This is a genomic window from Streptomyces sp. NPDC058335 (genome assembly GCF_042723915.1).
GTDB lineage: Bacteria > Actinomycetota > Actinomycetes > Streptomycetales > Streptomycetaceae > Streptomyces.
In genome coordinates, this window is sequence record NZ_JBHXHX010000018.1 from 126,857 (window position 1) to 144,565 (window position 17,709).

At 69.2% G+C, this 17,709-nt stretch carries 15 protein-coding genes; 14 read left to right on the forward strand and 1 reads right to left on the reverse strand.

What is annotated here, in order from left to right; translation table 11 throughout:
• Positions 1–487: 487 nt before the first annotated feature.
• Positions 488–1,171, reverse strand: coding sequence for a GntR family transcriptional regulator (locus ACFWJX_RS30840; protein WP_383249567.1), 684 nt, complete (start codon positions 1,169–1,171; stop codon positions 488–490).
• Positions 1,172–1,280: 109 nt separating this feature from the next.
• Here ACFWJX_RS30840 and ACFWJX_RS30845 point away from each other — a divergent pair, with 109 nt between their 5' ends.
• The 14 genes from ACFWJX_RS30845 (at position 1,281) to ACFWJX_RS30910 (ending at position 17,475) form a co-directional block, all read left to right on the forward strand.
• A complete protein-coding gene (locus ACFWJX_RS30845) occupies positions 1,281–2,447 on the forward strand; it encodes a mandelate racemase/muconate lactonizing enzyme family protein (RefSeq protein ID WP_383249569.1) in 1,167 nt (388 codons plus the stop codon).
• A gap of 168 nt (positions 2,448–2,615) precedes the next feature.
• Positions 2,616–3,956: a cation:dicarboxylate symporter family transporter gene (locus ACFWJX_RS30850; protein WP_383249571.1), complete on the forward strand. Its 1,341-nt coding sequence runs from the start codon at positions 2,616–2,618 to the stop codon at positions 3,954–3,956.
• A 624-nt stretch (positions 3,957–4,580) separates the two neighbouring features.
• Positions 4,581–6,326 carry a CocE/NonD family hydrolase gene (locus ACFWJX_RS30855; RefSeq protein WP_383249573.1) on the forward strand — a complete coding sequence of 582 codons (1,746 nt, stop codon included), beginning with the start codon at positions 4,581–4,583 and terminating at the stop codon, positions 6,324–6,326.
• Entirely contained in the window at positions 6,323–7,966 is a 1,644-nt protein-coding gene (locus ACFWJX_RS30860; RefSeq protein WP_383249575.1) for an AMP-binding protein, read from the forward strand. Before ACFWJX_RS30855 ends, ACFWJX_RS30860 begins: the two co-directional genes overlap by 4 nt.
• Positions 7,963–8,751, forward strand: coding sequence for an enoyl-CoA hydratase/isomerase family protein (locus ACFWJX_RS30865; RefSeq protein ID WP_383249577.1), 789 nt, complete (start codon positions 7,963–7,965; stop codon positions 8,749–8,751). Before ACFWJX_RS30860 ends, ACFWJX_RS30865 begins: the two co-directional genes overlap by 4 nt.
• Positions 8,748–9,506 carry an SDR family oxidoreductase gene (locus tag ACFWJX_RS30870; protein ID WP_383249579.1) on the forward strand — a complete coding sequence of 253 codons (759 nt, stop codon included), beginning with the start codon at positions 8,748–8,750 and terminating at the stop codon, positions 9,504–9,506. Before ACFWJX_RS30865 ends, ACFWJX_RS30870 begins: the two co-directional genes overlap by 4 nt.
• Before the next feature lie 581 nt (positions 9,507–10,087).
• Positions 10,088–10,777: a TetR/AcrR family transcriptional regulator gene (locus tag ACFWJX_RS30875; protein WP_383249581.1), complete on the forward strand. Its 690-nt coding sequence runs from the start codon at positions 10,088–10,090 to the stop codon at positions 10,775–10,777.
• A gap of 225 nt (positions 10,778–11,002) precedes the next feature.
• Entirely contained in the window at positions 11,003–11,752 is a 750-nt protein-coding gene (locus ACFWJX_RS30880) for an SDR family oxidoreductase (RefSeq protein ID WP_383249583.1), read from the forward strand.
• A gap of 511 nt (positions 11,753–12,263) precedes the next feature.
• On the forward strand, positions 12,264–13,103 hold the full coding sequence (locus ACFWJX_RS30885; protein ID WP_383249585.1) for a helix-turn-helix transcriptional regulator: 840 nt from the start codon (positions 12,264–12,266) through the stop codon (positions 13,101–13,103).
• A 293-nt stretch (positions 13,104–13,396) separates the two neighbouring features.
• Positions 13,397–13,990, forward strand: coding sequence for a TetR/AcrR family transcriptional regulator (locus ACFWJX_RS30890; RefSeq protein ID WP_383249587.1), 594 nt, complete (start codon positions 13,397–13,399; stop codon positions 13,988–13,990).
• A gap of 103 nt (positions 13,991–14,093) precedes the next feature.
• Positions 14,094–14,828: an NADPH-dependent F420 reductase gene (locus ACFWJX_RS30895; protein WP_383249589.1), complete on the forward strand. Its 735-nt coding sequence runs from the start codon at positions 14,094–14,096 to the stop codon at positions 14,826–14,828.
• A 276-nt stretch (positions 14,829–15,104) separates the two neighbouring features.
• Positions 15,105–15,806 carry a nitroreductase gene (locus ACFWJX_RS30900; protein WP_383249591.1) on the forward strand — a complete coding sequence of 234 codons (702 nt, stop codon included), beginning with the start codon at positions 15,105–15,107 and terminating at the stop codon, positions 15,804–15,806.
• Positions 15,807–15,973: 167 nt separating this feature from the next.
• Positions 15,974–17,314, forward strand: a complete 1,341-nt coding sequence (locus ACFWJX_RS30905; RefSeq protein WP_383249593.1) for an NtaA/DmoA family FMN-dependent monooxygenase — start codon at positions 15,974–15,976, stop codon at positions 17,312–17,314.
• Positions 17,311–17,475, forward strand: a complete 165-nt coding sequence (locus ACFWJX_RS30910) for a hypothetical protein (protein WP_383249595.1) — start codon at positions 17,311–17,313, stop codon at positions 17,473–17,475. The genes ACFWJX_RS30905 and ACFWJX_RS30910 overlap by 4 nt, the downstream gene beginning before the upstream one ends.
• Positions 17,476–17,709: the final 234 nt, after the last annotated feature.

A 17,709-nucleotide genomic window follows, 5' to 3' on the forward strand; every position in this document is an offset into this window, starting at 1 on the left:
ATGTTGTGCTGAGGCTGCGGCGCTCGCGGGTTACCTCTGCACCGGCCCGGGTCCGGCGCCGGGGGGGCGGGCGGGGGGGAGGCCCCCCCCCGCCCGGGTCACGCGACAACGTCACGCTCGAACGGCGACGGAGCGCGGGCCGGGCGACACTCACCAGCCCGAGGGCCATCCCGTAACGCGGTGCCGCCGCGGGTGGCGCTTGCCACTGCTTCCTAACGGAGTTGTCAACTCGTGTCGGTGACAGGGTGTGAGCGCGTCAGCCAAGTGCGACAGAGGGCGAGGGTGCACTGGTCGCAAAGGTGCAACCGTCGCGTATCAGGGCCCGCAGGATGTCTGGGGCTCTTTCCTTCGGCTCTCTTGTGTTCTTCTCTACCGTCTGAGCCACTGTCGGTTTTGGGCTCGGAGGAAGTTGTATGGCGGAGCCCGCAGGCTCTTGGGCTGTCGAGTTCTACGAACTCAGCATCACGACGGGGCCGGCCGCCGCGCGTCACGTCACGCGCAGGCCCTCGCGATCTTCGAGGGCGCTGATGGCGGTGGCGGTGAGGCTGTGGGTGATGTGGCCTCGCATCAACTGGGCGGCTTCGGCGGCGCGGCCGTCCACGATGAGGGAGACAAGTTGGTGGTGTTCCTGTAGGTCCCTGGTGCGGGGTTCGTCGCCGGGAGGGAGTTCGAGGCCGAGGCGCCGGTAGCGGTCGGACTTGTCCCACAGGTCGTCCAGGAGACGGATGAGTACGTCGTTGTGCGAGGCCCGGTACAGCGCCTGGTGGAAGGCGCGGTGGGCAGTCAGTGCCTCCTCCCCCCATTGGCGGGTGACGGGGAGGAGTTTGTCGACGGCGGCCTGCATGGCGGCGATGTCGTCCTCGGTGCGTCGCTGGGCGGCGAGTTCGGCGGCGGTCGGGTCCAGGGACAGGCGGACCTCGAACAGCTGACGGGCTTCGTTCGAGTTCATGACGGAGACCCGGACGTCGCGGTGGGTTTCGACGGTGACGAGTCCCTCGCTGCTGAGGCGGCGGATGGCCTCGCGCAGGGGCGTGATGCTCATGTTGAGGGACTCGGCGAGATCGTACTGGGCGAGCCGTGACCCGGCAGGGAGAGTGCCGAAGAGGATCCGGTCGCGGAGTTCCGCGTAGGCGAGATCGCTCTTGCTGAAGAACAGGTTCTGTCCTGCCATGGCCCCCTGACCGTTCCCTTCCGGAGCTTCCCCACCCCTTGACATCCCGCAGCGGACCGGCCCAGTCTAACAGGCGTCGCATCTTATAAGATATGAGAAAGGCTTCGCAGTGAAGATCACCAACGTCTACGAGGGCGTCGTTCCGATCAGCTCCTCGATCCGCAACGCCTGGATCGACTTCAGCTCCATGGACTGTTCGATCGTGGCGATCGAGAGCGACGTCGTCCGGGACGGCAAGCCCGTGGTGGGCTACGGCTTCAACTCCAACGGCCGCTACAGCGCAGGAGAGATCCTGCGCCGCCGGGTCCTGCCCCGCCTCCTCGACGCCGAGCCCGGCAGCCTGCTCGACGAGCAGGGCGGCCTGGACCACGCCAAGGCGTGGGACGTGATGATGAACAACGAGAAGCCCGGCGGGCACGGCGAGCGCTCGGTCGCGGTCGGTGTGGTGGACATGGCCCTGTTCGACCTTGCCTCCAAGATCCAGGGCAAGCCGCTGTACCGGTATCTGTCCGAGCGCTACGGCGACGGGCAGCCCGACGACTCCGTCTTCGTCTACGCCGCCGGCGGCTACTACGCCCCCGGCAAGACGCTCACCGACCTCCAGGACGAGATGCGCGGCTTCCTCGACCTGGGCTACGACGTCGTCAAGATGAAGATCGGTGGCGCCGACCTGGCGGAGGACCTGCGCCGTATCGAGGCCGTCATCGACGTCCTGGACGGCGACGGCTCCCGGCTGGCCGTCGACGTCAACGGCCGCTTCGACCTCAACACGGCACTGGAGTACGGGCGGGCCATCGAGCCCTACGGGCTGTTCTGGTACGAGGAGATCGGCGACCCGCTCGACTACCACCTCAACGCCACCGTCGCCGAGCACTACACCGGCTCCATCGCCACGGGCGAGAACCTCTTCTCCCTCCCGGACGCCCGCAACCTGATCCGCTACGGCGGCCTGCGCCCCGACCGCGACACCATCCAGGTCGACCCCGCACTCTCCTACGGCCTGGTGGAGTACCTGCGCATCCAGGACATGCTCCGTCAGCACGGCTGGTCGTCGAGGCGCTGCATCCCGCACGGCGGGCACCAGTTCTCCCTGCACATCGCAGCCGCCCTCAAGCTCGGCGGCAACGAGTCCTACCCCGGCGAGTTCCAGCCCACCGGCGGCTTCGCCGACGACGCCGTCGTCGAGAAGAGCCGCGTCGGCCTGACCGACACCCCCGGCATCGGCTTCGAGAGCAAGGCCGCGTTCTACAAGGTGCTGCGCGCCCTGCACAGCTGACCGGCACCCCACCGCAGACGCGCCCGCCACCGGGCGGACGCCGCCGGCCGGCGCAGCCGGTTACGGCCGCCTCACGCGAGATCGGGGGCGCGCGAGCCGCGTCGCGCGTCCCCCGCAACCCCCACGGGACAGGGCTACACACGATCGTCGTGCAAGGGAGCACCAACGATGACAAGCACCCACACCGCCGGCCGCCCTCAGCGGTCACGGCTGAGCCGTCTCCTACGTGAGCTGTGGTTCCAGGTCGTACTGGCCGCCGTCCTCGGCATCGCCGTCGGCATCCTCGCGCCCGGGCTGGGGGAGGACCTGAAACCGCTCAACGACTGGTTCATCGCGCTGGTCAAGATGATCGTGATCCCGGTCATCTTCTGCGTGGTCACCACCGGCATCGCCTCCATGGACAACCTGCGCAAGGCGGGCCGGATCGGTGTGAAGGCGATCGGCTACTTCCTGGTGCTGTCCCTGGTGTCCATGCTGATCGGGCTGGCCGTCGCCAACATCTTCCAGCCCGGCTCCGGCCTGCACGTCGACCCCTCGTCACTGAACGCCGACGACGTGCCCAAGACCGCCACCGAGCACGCCACCTTCACCGGCTTCGTCTCCTCCCTCATCCCCGCCTCCCTGCTGGGCGCGATCACCGGGGACGCGATCCTGGCCGCGCTGATGGTCTCGATCGTCTTCGGTGTGGCCCTGAACATGGCCGGCGAAGAAGGGGCACCGCTGACCCGCGGCATCAGGGCACTGTCGGACGTCGTCTTCCGCATCGTGGGCTGGGTGATGCGGCTAGCGCCCTTGGGCACCTTCGGTGCCCTGGCCACTGTGGTCGCCACCTACGGCGCCGAGAGCCTCAAACAACTCGGCTACCTCGTCATCCTGTTCACCGCGACCTGCATCGTCTACGTCCTGGTCGTCCTCGGCGCCATCATGCGGGCCTGCCGCCTGAGCCTGTTCGGCCTCATCCGCTTCCTCAAGGCCGAACTGCTCATCGCCCTCAGCACATGCTCCAGCGAGGCCGTCCTGCCCCAGCTGGTACGCAAACTGGAAATCCTCGGCATCGGCCGGCCCGTGGTCGGCATCGTCATCCCCTCCGGGTTCTCCTTCAACCTGGACGGCTCCGCGGTCTACCTCACGATGGCTTCCCTCTTCCTGGCCCAAGCCATGGGCATCGACCTGTCCTGGCAGCAGCAGCTGATCATGGTCGGCGTCATGATGCTCACCAGCAAGGGCACCGCCGGGATTGCGGGCGGCGCGTTCATCGTCCTCGCCAGCACCGTCACCGCGGTCGGCCACATCCCGCTCGCCGCCCTCTCCCTGATCGTCGGCATCGACCGCATCCTCAACGAGGGCCGCGTCTTCATCAACGTCCTCGGCAATGCCGTAGCCACCATCGTGATCGGCAAGTGGGAGAACGACTTCGACACCGAACAGGCCCGCAAGGTCCTGCACTCTCGCACCACCACGCCGCCGCGGGGCGAGTTGGACACCGCCAAGGTCGGCGCCGACAAGTAGCCGTGCCCGTCGAGTGCAGTCACCCTCGACGGGCATACACCTCACCCACCGGCGGCATCCTCCAGGCCGCCGTGCACGAGGACAGACGAGGACCCTTCCCGCGAGTACGCCCAGCGTCTCCTTCTCGAAGACCATCCGGCTCGAAGTCCCGCGGCAGGCAACGCGGTCTTTCAGCTGACGGCCACGATGGAGGCGCTGGGCGGTTCGGTCACGCCCTCGCCGTCGTCCGCCGACGCCGCCCGTCTCGAACGGTCCTTCCCTGAGATTGTCGACGAAGTGCCTGGGGCCCGGTGCTCATCGGCCGGACGGCCACCCGTGACGTCGTCTCCGGGGCCCCGGTTTGTGCCGACTGTCGCCTCGCCTGCACCCGCTCTGGAGCCGCCCCTCGACCGTGGCGGCATTGAGGAGCTCGCGCGAGGCGCCACGGTCGAGGGGCGGCTCGCGGGCCTTGGGACCCTCGCCGGGGTCCCGTCGTCGGGCGATCTGACCGCCAGTTCAGGCGGAGGAGCCCGCGCAGGTGAATCGCGGGAGTCCGACCCGCTCCGGTAATTGACAGGGTACGAACGTACCTCTTAACGTACCCAAATCCAGGGGGCGAGGCCGTCAGCTCAACGAGGAGCACCGATGCAGCACCTATACGAGATAGATGTCCAGGTTCCTATGCGTGACGGCGTAGCCCTCGCCGCCAACGTGTGGCATCCGGCCGACGGGGAGGCTCCGACGCTGCTCGTGCGCCTGCCCTATGGCAAGGACGTGATGGGCTTCGGCCAGTCAGCCATCCCCGACCTCCTGACTTTGGCGGAAGCCGGCTACGCGGTGGTGGTGCAGGACTGCCGGGGCACCCACCGCTCGGAAGGCGAGTTCGTTCCCCATATGGCCGACCGGGCCGACGGCGAGGACACCGTCGCCTGGATCGCCGACCAGCCGTGGTCGGATGGCACGGTGGGCATGTACGGGCCGTCCTACCTCGGGATGGTCCAGTGGGAAACCGCCGTGACCGGCGCCCCCGCCCTCAAAGCGATCGCGCCGACCTTCACCTCGATCGACAACTACGAGGCGCTCTGGTACTCCGCGGGCGGTGCGCTCTCACTGAGCCTGGTCACGTGGTGGAACGCCATCATGTACACGGCCGACGCCCAGCGGTCCCTGGCGGCCGGCGAGGACACCCTGTCCCAGCTGCAGCAGCTCGGTCAGGCGGCCCTGTTCCCCGAGCCTCTCAACGACGTGCTGCCGACGGCCGAGGTCCCGGTTCTGGCGGCGTACGGCAAGTGGTGGGACGACTGGATGGCCCACCCGTCCCACGACGGATACTGGGACGCCATGGAGCTCACACCCGAGCTCAAGAACGTCACCGTCCCGGCGCTCAACATCGGCGGCTGGTACGACCTCTACATCGGCCAGACCGTCCGCACCTACACCACCGCCCGCCGACAGGCGGGCAGTGCACAGGCGCGCGAGGGGCAACGGCTGATCATCGGTCCGTGGGATCACATGTCCGCGAGTGGCGTCTATCCCGACCGCTCCTTCGGCCCGCTGGCCAGTGCCCAGATGATGGGCCTGACCGGCCTGCATGTGAAGTTTTTCGACCGCTGGCTCCGCGGCGACACCACCGCCCTGGACGACGTGGCACCCGTGAAGATCTTCGTCATGGGCATCGACCAGTGGCGTGACGAGCAGGACTGGCCGCTGCCCGACACAAGGTGGACCGACTTCCACCTCACGAGCACCGGTCCCGCGAACACAGCGGGCGGCGACGGCGCGTTGACGACCGAGCCACCGGCCGACGCCGGACACGACACCTACCTCTACGACCCGCGCCGCGCGGTTCCCACGGCGGGCGGGGCGTCCATGCCGACGACATTTGGATTCTGCGGCCCGGTCGACCAGCGGACTGTCGCCGCCCGCGAGGACGTCCTGTGCTTCGCCGGCCCGGTGCTGGAGGAGCCCGTCGAGGTCACCGGTCCGGTCAGCCTGACCCTGTTCGTCTCCTCCTCGGCGGTGGACACCGACTTCACCGCCAAGCTCGTCGATGTCTTCCCCGACGGCGAGGCGATCAATCTGTGCGACGGGATCCTGCGCGCCCGCTATCGGGGCGGCCTGGCCGCGGAAGAACTGATGGAGCCCGGCACGATCTACGAGATCACCATCGACATGACCGCCACTTCCAACGTGTTCCTTCCCGGTCACCGCATCCGCCTGGACGTCTCCAGCAGCAACTTCCCCCGCTACGACCGCAACACCAACACCGGCGGCGTCATCGCCCGTGAGAGCGAGGAGCAGATGATTCCCGCGGTCAACCACATCCATCACGGGCCGAACCACCCCAGCCGTCTGGTCCTGCCGCTCATCGACCGCAAGGACCAGCGATGAGCGCCGCCGACCGGGTCGCCGAGCTGACCGCGGCCTTCGTGGCTCCTTCCCTGAATGTGGCCCACCTGCTGTGCGACCGGCACCCCGGCGACCGCGTCGCGTTCACCGTGGTCGACAGCGCCGGCAAGATTTCCACCCTGTCCTTCGGCGATCTCGCCGCGGACTCGCACCGCTGTGCGCGGGCGCTGCAGGCGCTCGGAGTCGGCCCGGGTGACAGGGTGGCGACCCTGATGGGCAAGAGCACCGACCTGGTCACCGTCCTCCTGGCGATCTGGCGGCTCGGCGCGGTCTACGTCCCGCTGTTCACCGCGTTCGCGCCCCAGGCCATCGCCCTGCGTCTGGAGGGCGCGGGTGCGAACGTGGTGGTCGTCGATCCGGACCAGCGCCACAAACTCGACCCGAGCTCCGACATGCCGGACGACCCTCAGCGCCGCGTCGTCGTCACCGGAACCGGCACTCAGCACGGTGACATGGTGCTGGCCGACCTCGTCGCGGCCGCGTCGCCCGACCCGGTGCCCGCTGTCACCACGAGCGGGGACGGGCCCCTGGTGCACATGTTCACCTCCGGTACGACCGGCAAGCCCAAAGGGGTCATCCACCCCGTCTCCTACATCGCCGGATGGCAGATCTATCTGGAGTACGGCCTGGGCGTCACCCAGGACAGCAGCTACTGGTGCGCCGCCGACCCCGGCTGGGCCTACGGGCTGTACGCGGCCATCGTCGCCCCGCTGGCCGCCGGCGTCCCCAGCCTGCTGCTGGCCGGCGGGTTCTCCGCCGAGACGACCTGGCGCACCCTCGTCGACCACCAGGTCACCGACTTCACCGCCGCCCCCACCGTGTACCGGGGACTGCGCTCCTCGTCGGTGCCGGTGCCGCAGGGGCTGCGCCTGGAGCGGGCGTCCAGCGCGGGCGAACCCCTCACTCCGGAGGTCAACGAGTGGGCCGGCGCCGCGCTCGGTCTGGCCGTGCACGATCACTTCGGCCAGACCGAGGTCGGCATGCCCCTGGCCAACCACCACCATCCGGAACTAGCCCGTCCGCTCAAGGCGGGATCAATGGGGCGGCCGGTGCCCGGCTGGAGCCTCACCGTCCTGGCCGACGAGAAGGACGAACCCACCGCACCAGGCGTGCTCGGCCGGGTCGCGATCGACGTCGCAGCAAGCCCGCTGATGACCTTTAGCGGCTACCAGATCCCCGGGCAGAGCGACGCCAAGTTCACCGCCGACGGCCGCTGGTACCTCACCGGCGACGCCGGACGGGTCGACGCCGACGGCGACTTCTTCTTCTCCTCCCGCGACGACGACGTCATCATCATGGCCGGCTACCGGATCGGGCCGTTCGAGATCGAGAGCGTCCTCGCCCAGCACCCCGCTGTCGCCGAGTGCAGCGTCATCGGCGCACCCGACGACGTCCGCGGCGAGGTCATCGAGGCATACGTCGTCCTCCGCGACGGCGTCGACGGCTCACCGGATCTGGCCACCGAGTTGCAGCTGCTGGTCAAGACCCGCTACGCCGCCCACGCCTACCCCCGCACGATCCACTTCATCGACGCCCTGCCCAAGACCCCCAGCGGCAAGACCCAGCGCTACCTGCTGCGCGACCGCCGCCGCACCGAACTTTCCAGCCGAGAGTCACAGTGACCGACACGGATCCCCTCATCGTCGAGCAACGCGGCACCGTCCGATGGCTGCTGCTCAACCGCCCCGAGCGGCGCAACGCCCTCGATGTCACCCTCGTAGAAGCCCTCGACAAGCAGATCACCAGCGCGGAGGCCGACCCCGGCACAGCGGTCATCGCCGTGGCAGGCAACGGGCCGAGCTTCTGCGCCGGAGGGGACTTCCACCAGTTCCTGGAACTGCACGACAAGGGCGACAACCCGGTCGGCTTCCTGACCGACGTATCTGCCTGCTTCAGCCGTATTGCCGCGAGCCCGAAACCATGGGTCGCCGTGCTGCACGGTCACGCCGTCGCCGGGGGTCTCGAACTTGCCCTGGCCTGCGATGTCGTCGTCGCCGCCGACACCACGCTCATCGGCGACGGCCACCTCAGCCGGCGCCTGGTACCGGCCGGCGGATCCAGCGTCCGGCTGCCCGATGCGGTCGGACGCGGACTGTCACGCTGGCTCCTGCTCACCGGCGAACTACTGCCCGCGACCGCCTTCGCAAACACCGGCTGGATCCGCGCGATCGTGCCCGAGGCCGACCTCGACGCCGCCGCCACCCACATCTGCCACCAGTTGGCCGACCGCCACAGCCCCGCCCAGCAACGGCTGAAGACGCTGCTGCACCGGATCGACGGCATCGACCCAGAGGACGCCCTGCGCGAGGAACTGGCCACCTTCGCCGACAACTGGTCGGCCAGTTCCGTGGCCGACGCTCTGCGGGCCTTCCTCGCTCCCCGGACCACGAAAGCAGACACCAGGTGAATCGCTACCACGGACGCGTCGTCGCCATCACCGGCGCCGCGCAAGGTCTCGGCCTCGCGATGGCGACCCGGTTCGCCGCAGAGGGCGCCACCGTCGCGCTGGCCGACGTCAACGAACGGGCCCTCACCGACGCCGCCGGGACGATCGCCCACGCCCACGACGCGAAACTTCGCGCCGACGTGGTGGACGTGACGGACTCCGCCCAGGTCGATGCCTGGATCGCCGGTGTCACCGCCGGTCTCGGCCGCCTCGACGTGCTGGTCAACAACGCCGGCATCATCCGCGACAACCGCGTCGAGGACATCACCGACGACGACTGGCACGCGGTCGTCGGTGTCAGCCTCACCGGCGGCTTCCACCGCGCTCGCGCCGCGTTCGGCCCGATGAAACGCCAGGGCTACGGACGCATCGTCAGCTTCTCGTCCATGTCCTGGCGCGGGAACTTCGGCCAGACCAACTACGTGGCCGCCAAAGCCGGCATCGTCGGTATGACCCGCACCCTCGCGCTCGAGGGCGCCCGCCACGGCATCACCGCCAACGCCATCGCCCCCGGCCTCATCGACACACCGATGCTCGCCTCCATGAACGGCCCCGCACGCGACAAGCTCACGAACAAGGTCCCGATGCGTCACACCGGCAGGCCCGAGGACATCGCCGAAGCCGCAGCCTTCCTCGCCAGCGAAGCCGCCGGCTACATCACCGGCATCGTCCTGGACGTGGACGGCGGCATCTCCATCGGATCCTCCATCCGGTAACCGCGAACCCGGCGGACGAGCAGGTGATCAGCCGTTGCATCGGTCTTCGTCGTCCGGGCCCAGCCCCGCTGACCGGGCCAGTGACCGTGCGCATCACTGATATCGAGCGATGCTGCGGGGGTCACCACCACCGCGGTGGCGGTGACATCGAGCCGGGTGGACCCCCGTAGCGGATGACGCCACGACTGCTCCGTGCGAGGTGATCGTCGAGAATCAGTCACACCGCCGACCCGGTCAGCAACTGTGCAAGCCGTGATCGTCTGGTCATCGTCCCTGGGACCGGGAGGTACTGACGCAGGGTGTGTTCGTCACCGCGTACGTGGTTGCCTGGCACCCTGGTCGCACGAGAGCTTCCGGGGCCGGAGGCTCTCAAAAGAGCCAGGTCCTCATCGATGTCGAAGGTGATCCGCTGCTGCCGCGGCCGTCGCCTACGAGTCAGTCAGTCACCTTGTCCGAACGTCACTGAGGGGGACACTCCACGCGGGTACGTTGGACGGTACGTTAGTACCCGTTCGGTCGGCCTTCCGGCCCCGACGACCACCCGCCACTTTCGGTGGAGACGCTCATGGGAGACTGCTGCGGTGACGGCCCAACCTGACTCGCGCGACCGACGCCCGCGCCGAACGGCACGCCGACGGGTCGTCGACACTCGTCGGCGTGAGGAACTGCTGCGCCAGGCCGAGGCGATCATCCTGACCGAGGGCTTCACCGCGGTGACCATGGACGAGCTCGCCCAACGCCTGGGGTGCTCCAAGGCGACGCTGTACAGCCTCGCCTCCACGAAGGAACAGCTGGTCCTGGCGGTCACCCGCGCTTTCTTCCGGGATGCGACAGCCGAGATCGAACAGGCCGTCCAGGCCGAGCCCGACCCCCGGCAGCGCATCCGGGTCTATCTCGCCGGCGTCGGCACGGCCATGCGGCGGCATTCCCACGCCTTCTACGACGACATGGTCGGTTACGAACCGACCGCACAGATCTACCGCACGAACTCCGCCGCCGCGGCGCGCCGGGTCCACGAACTGATCGAGGAGGGCGTGCAGACCGGTGTTTTCCGCGCGCTCAACGGCCATTTCGCCGCCCATGTCGTAGCGGTCACCATCGACGCGGTCCAGTCGGGGATCCTCCTGGAGAGGACCGGCCTGACCGCCGGCGACGCCTTCTCCGAGCTCGGTGACCTCCTGCTGGACGGGCTCAGTGCGGGGCAAGGCGCGTTCGAGCCTCCTTCCACAGCTGGGCGCTCGCCCAGGGACCAGGTCTCAGCGCCGAGGTAAAGCCCGGGGAAGGGGCGCACGACTGTGACCATGGCCACCGGGGTCTCGTACCGGCGGCTCGCTGCGCCTGGTCTGGAGGCGCTGACCGGCTGCGGCGTCTTCTACGGCTCAGCCAGGGACCGCCGATCCATGGATCAACCGTCCTCTCCCGCCCCTGCGCGGGCGCCCCTACGGTCGAGGCTGCGGGCGTTCACCGGCCCGCCGTACCGAAGGAGCAAGACCCCCATGAAGACGACCGGCAACACGATCCTGATCACCGGCGGAACCTCGGGCATCGGCCTCGGCCTGGCCCTGCGTCTGCACGAGGCCGGCAACAAGGTGGTCGTCGCCGGCCGGCGCAAGGAACTCCTCGACGAGATCACGGCCGAGCACCCGGGCATCGACGGGCTCGTCCTCGACGTCGCGGACCCCGACTCGATCGCCCAGGCCCGTGAGACCGTGGCGGCGAGCCACCCGGGGCTGAACGTCCTCGTCAACAACGCCGGCATCATGCTGCGGGAGAACCTCCTCGATCCGGCCGAACTCCCCATCGCCGAGGAGCACGTCGCGACCAATCTGCTCGGCACGATCCGGATGACGTACGCCTTTCTGCCCCTGCTCGCGGGCAAGGACGACGCGGTCGTCATGAACGTCACCTCCGCGCTGGCGTTCGTACCGTACCCGAGCACCCCGACCTACAGCGCGACCAAGGCCGCGCTGCACTCCTTCTCCGAGAGCCTGCGCATCCAGCTCGCCGGTGCTGACGCCGGCGTCCAGGTGATCGAGGTCGCCCCGCCGGGCGTGCGCACGACCCTGCTGGGCCAGCAGGACAACGACCACGCCATGCCGTTGGACGATTTCCTCACCCAGACCCTCGACCTGCTGCGCGAGAAGCCCGACGCGAAGGAGCTTGTCGTCGAGGGCGCAAGGTTCATCCGCGACGCGCAGGCCAATGGCTCCTACGACAACGTCCTCGCCATGATCGCCAGCAGCTGACCGACCTGTAGTGACGACGCGGAACAACAGCACGCAGGCAGGTCCTGTCGGGCCACATCATGGACGAACGCGAACTGGACCGCCTCGGAGAGGACCTCGCCGAGGACGCGGAACGGCAAGGAAGCGCCTTCGGCGTCGCCCCGGTCGTCGCACGGGAGGCTACCGGCTCCGTTCAAAGTGCCGACGGGCACGCGAGCGCCTGGCCGACACGGCGCACATCGTCGTGTCGGCCAGGCCGGGCGACCAGGCCCGGGGCCGGTCCCGAAGCGTCGGACGTCGTCGACGGGGGACCGCCGCCGCAGGCCGTCGTCCATACCGGCGGCCTGCGGCGTACCGCCGATGGTCAGCGAATCTCCCAGCGGGTCATGCAGGTCAAGGGACCATCGGATCGTCCCGCCGCGAGCGCCCTCGGCGTCGGCCTCATGAGCGGCGCCAGCGGGTGGGAGAGGACCGCTCATCCATGGATCGGCGGTCTCTGGATAGCCGGTCTGGATACGGCGAGGATGGGGGCATGGACAAGAAGGAACTGGCGGAATTCCTGCGCCATCGGCGTGAGACGCTGCGGCCCCGCGACGTCGGGCTGGTCGAGGGGCCGCGCAGGCGTACCCAAGGACTGCGCCGCGAGGAGGTCGCGCAGCTCGCCGGCATGTCCACCGACTATTACGCCCGGCTGGAACAGCAGCGTGCTCCGCAGCCCTCCGTCCAGATCACCACGGCTCTCGCCCGGGCACTGCGGCTGACCCTGGACGAACGCGACCACCTCTTCGTCCTCATCGGCCACAACGCCCCGGCCCGCTTCCAGCGCTCCGAACATGTCAGCCCGACGCTGATGCGGGTCCTGGACCGCCTGGACGACTCCCCGGCCCTGGTGCAGACCGACCTGTTCGACACCCTCGCGATGAACCCCATGGCTGTGGCGCTGCTCGGCGACCAGACCCGCCACACCGGTGTGGCCCGCAGCGGCTACTACCGCTGGTTCATGGACCCGGCCGAACGTCTGATGGTTCCCGAGGAGGCCCACGAACGCCACGGCCGTGCCCAGGCGGCCCGCCTGCGGGCCACACTGACAGCCGGCAGCGACACCCCCCGAGCCGCCCGGATCCTCGCCGAACTCCAGGAACACAGCCCGGAGTTCGTCCGCATGTGGGAACTTCAGGAGGTCGCCCAACGCTACGACGACTGCAAGACCATCCTCCATCCCGAACTCGGTCGCATCGACGTCGACGCCCAGGTCCTGTTCACCGAGAACCGTGCCCAGACCCTGGTGGTGCTGACCACCCGCCCCGGCACGGAGAGCCACAGCAAGCTCGAACTGCTCTCCGTCATAGGGCACCAGCAGCTCACCCTTTGACATCCTGGGCCGGGAGACGGGTCAGGGCTCGGCGCAGGAGGGGCCGCACATGCGGGGCAAGGTCCAGGACGCCGGAAGTCGTCGGGACCGGTGGAGCGGCACCCGGCGCACCCACTTCCGCACGGTTTCTGCTCTGCGCGCTGCGCCAGACAGGTGGGTCCCCCGTGTTGTCCAGGCTCCGCGTTCGGGCCGCCGATTTGACCGGATGCCGCCTCCGTTTTACTCTCGAATGCATACGGAGGCAGCATCCGTTTTGATGCGGCCGCAGGAGCAGGGCAAAAGGAGGAGGGCGCATGAGCGCCGCTGAACAGCGGGGACGCAAGCCCCGCGCGGACGTCCAGCGCAACCGCGCTGCCCTCCTGGAGACCGCGCAGCGTCACTTCCTGCAGCACGGGGTCGGTACCTCCCTCGAGGCGGTGGCCAAGGAGGCGGGGGTCGGGCCCGGCACCCTGTACCGGCACTTCCCCACCCGGGAGGCGCTGCTGGCGGCTGTGCTGCAGACACGCTCCGAGGAGTTGGTGGCCCGTCAGGCGGACATCGAGCAGCTCGACGACCCCGCCGAGGCGCTTGAGCAGTGGCTGCGGGCGATGGAGGACTACTTCAGCGCCTTCAGCGGGCTGCCGGACCCGCTCATGGCCGCGGCCAGGGCGCAGGAGCCGGACAACCCGCTCACGATTCCCTGCGACATCCTCATCTCCGCCACCGATCAGTACGTGCGAGCCGCGCAGCTCGCGGGGCGCGTGCGCGCGTCGGTGCGCGGGCACGACCTGTTCCTCGCGGCCTGTTCCGTTGCCTGGATCAAGGGCACCGGTACCGAGAGGGAGCCGCTCGACCGGCTCCGCACGCTCATCGCGAGCGGCTACCGCGAGCGGGACACCCAGGCATAGACGCCGGGTCCCCGACCCGGCCCCCGCAACATCAGGTGGCACCACCACCCAGCCATCACATCGCGCTGCCCTCAGGGCAGTACGACCTCCCAAAGGACAAATCATGAAAATTACTGTCATAGGCGCTGGCGCCATCGGTGGGAACCTTGCTGTCAAGCTCAGCACGGCTGGTCACGACGTCCAGGTGGCCGACGCCCGCGGCCCCGAGGCCGTCCGGGCAGAGGTGCTGGAATCAGGGGCCCGAGCGGCGGAGCTCGCCGACGCCGTCCAGGACCGGGACGTCATCGTCCTGGCCATCCCCTTCGGAGTGGCGGGGAAGCTGGCCGACCTGTTCGCCTCGGTCCCCACCGAGACCGTGGTCATCGACACCTCGAACTACTATCCGCACCTCAACGGGCAGATCGAAGCCGTGGACAACGGCACAGTCGAGAGCGTGTGGAACGCCGAGCAGCTGGGGCGCCCCGTGGTCAAGGCGTGGAACGCCGCCCTGGCCGAGACCCAGCGGACCCGGGGCGTCCCGGCCGGAACGCCCGGCCGCCTCGCCATCCCCGTCGCCGGCGACACCGAGGAGGCGCGGCGGGTGGCCATGCGGCTCGTGGACGACACGGGCTTCGACCCGTACGACGCCGGCACACTGGCCGACTCCTGGCGCCAGCAGCCGAACAGCCCCGCCTACTGCACCGAGCTGACCCTCGACGAGCTGCCGGCGGCCCTGGCCGCGGCCGACCGCGTCAAGGACACCCGCATCCGCGACAGCGTGCCGGAACGCCTCGCCACCCTCCCGGCCACGGCCACCCTGGACGACATCGTCGAGATGAACCGCGCCGCCCACCGCTGAGTCACCCGACGCGACTCTCGTGCACGCAACGGCACGAGGGCGGCATCGCCACCACGCCACGAACACCCAGGACGAACACGAAGAGCGCACAGTCCCCGCGCTGCGGCCTGCAGTCCCGGCACTCCGCTGCCTGCGCGCATCCGCAAGGCTGCCGGTACCCGCAGGGGTGCGTCCGCACCCGGCCCTTACGCCGGCTGCCTCCTTTGTGTGGCCTGCCGTAGTGCGCTGCGCGGCGGCCGCCGTGGCGGCGACTGTGCGCCATGGAGAGGAACCGCCTTGCCAGGCACCGCATCACCCTTCACCGACATCGCCCGCTCCCGGCGCTCCCCCCGACGGTTCCTGCCCACCGCCCTGTCCCCTTCGGACATCCGCGGCGTGCTGGAAGACGCACAGACGGCCCCCTCGAACAGCAACACCCAGCCGTGGACGGTGCACGTCGTCTCGGGTGCTGCACGGGACGCCCTGGCCAAAGAGCTGCTCCGGGCCGAGGAGGAGGGGCGCACCTCCCCGGATTTCACCGACGGCTACGGCGAGGAGGGCGTCTACCTCGAGCGGTCGAAAGCCCTGGGCGCGAGTGTCTACCGGGCCCGGGGCGTCGAGCGCTCGGACCGGCACGGCAGGAGGGCGGCGGTCCGCGAGAACCTGGAGTTCTACGGCGCTCCCCATGCCGCCTTCCTGTTCATGCCGGCGCTCGGCGACGGGGTACGGACGGCCGGCGACATCGGCATGTACGCGCAGAACTTCCTGCTCTCGCTGGCGGCCCGGGGGCTGGCCGGCATCCCGCAGACCGTGCTCGGCGTCTACGCCGACACCGTCCGCGAGTTCCTGGGTGTCCCGGCGGAGCTCAAGCTGCTGTTCGGCATCTCCTTCGGCATGGCTGACCCGGCGGCACCGGTGAACACGCTTCGCACGGAGCGGGTTCCGCTGCAGCGGAGCGTGGTCCTGCATGACACCCCCGGAGTCCTCGGCAGGCCGTAGTTCCTCCGCCCGCAGGAACAGTCCGGCATCTGGGCCTGGGCCGCCACTCGGCCGGCCCGGGGCCGGCGCCCGCACGGCTTTTGATCATTCGGAGGATGCCTCCGCATTTTCGGGAAGATAAGCGGAGGCGCCCTCCGTCTATCACTGCCTAGTCTGGAGAAGTAACCGTGACAAGCCGACAGATGATTCTGGGCATGCAGTTCAGCGGCGGATACGGGGCCGCACCGGGGGCCTGGCGGCTGCCGGGTGCGAACCTGAACAGCTACACGGACATGGACCAGTTCGTGCGGTACGCGCAGGCCGCCGAGCGCGGCAAGGTCCAGCTCCTGTTCATCGCGGACACCCCGGTCCTGGACGTCGACCTCGACAACCACTCCCCGCACCACATGATCGACCCGCTGCTGATCCTGACCGTCCTCGCACGCGAGACCGAGCGGATCGGCCTGGTCACCACCGCCTCCACCACGTTCACCGAGCCCTACAATCTCGCCCGCCAGTTCAAGGCCCTGGACGTGATCAGCCACGGCCGGGCCGGCTGGAACGCGGTGACCACCTCCGACCCCGCCGCCGCGGCGAACTTCGGCGCGACGATCCCGCCGCGCGCGGAGAAGTACGAGCGTGCCCACGAGGTCATCCAGATCGTGCAGGCACTGTGGGGCAGCTGGGAGAAGGACGCCTTGCTGCTCGACGTCGACGGCAAGCGGTACGCCGACATGGACAAGATCCAGCCGGTCAACCTCCAGGGCAGGCACGCCGCCTCCCGCGGCCCGCTGCCCATCCCCCCGTCCGAGCAGGGCCAGCCGGTCATCTTCCAGGCAGGCGGCGGCAGTTACGGCCTGGAACTCGCGGGCCGTTACGCCAGCGGTGTCTACGCCAACCCGTACACCATCGAGGACGCCCGGACCCAGCGCCAGGCCCTGCGGGACGCCGCCAAGCGCGCCGGACGCGACCCGGACGAGGTGAAGATGCTCGCCGGTTTCATGCCGACCATCGCCGCCTCCCGCCAGGCCGCCCTGGAGCGGCGCCGCTTCCTGGACGAGGTCGTCGACCTGAACCAACGCGTCCGCTACCTCGGCGCCATGATCGGCCTCCCGCTCGGACCCGGTCAGCTCGACGAGCCGTTGACGGCGCATCAGCTCGCCGACGCCGTGCCCAGTCCGCACGACCCGCGCTCCGCCCGGGCCCTCGAAGTGGCCCGGGAAGGCTGGATCCTGCGCGATGTGCTCGCCCACGGCGTCATCGACTACCACCCGGTGGTCGCCGGCACCGCCGCCGACGTGGCCGACCACATGCAGCAGTGGTTCGAGGCGGAGGCCTGCGACGGCTTCTCGATCGCTGTCGACGGTTACCACGACGGCTTCGACGCCTTCGTCGACCAGGTCGTCCCGATCCTGCAGGAACGCGGTCTGTTCCACGACGACTACGAAGGCCCCACCCTGCGCGACAACCTCGGCGCCCACGAGCAGTACGGCCTCGACCCGCGCCTCACGAAGCCGGCCCGGTCATGACCGCCACCACGCAGACCACCCCTGTTCAGCCGTCCGACACCGTGACCGCGCAGGCGTTCCGCGACGCCATGGCAGCCGTCGCCGCCATCAACGTGAGACGCATCCCGCTCAAGCAGAATGCTGTCCTGCACGACACTCCGGGTGTCTTCGATGCAACCTGAACGGGGATGGCTTCCGCATGTTCGGCCAGGACGGCACCCGTGGCTATACCGCGTTCTGCCTGGAGGGTCTCCACGACCGTCCGCTGGGCGAAGGGTGAACCGCTGACCTCGGAGAACGGGACGTGCAGGGGCAGGTGAGCAGTGTCGCCCCCTCTTGCGCCGCCATCGACCTCGACCGGGTCTTCCCGATCCTCACCGACAGCAACTACCGCACATCCCTCCTGTCACCGTCGA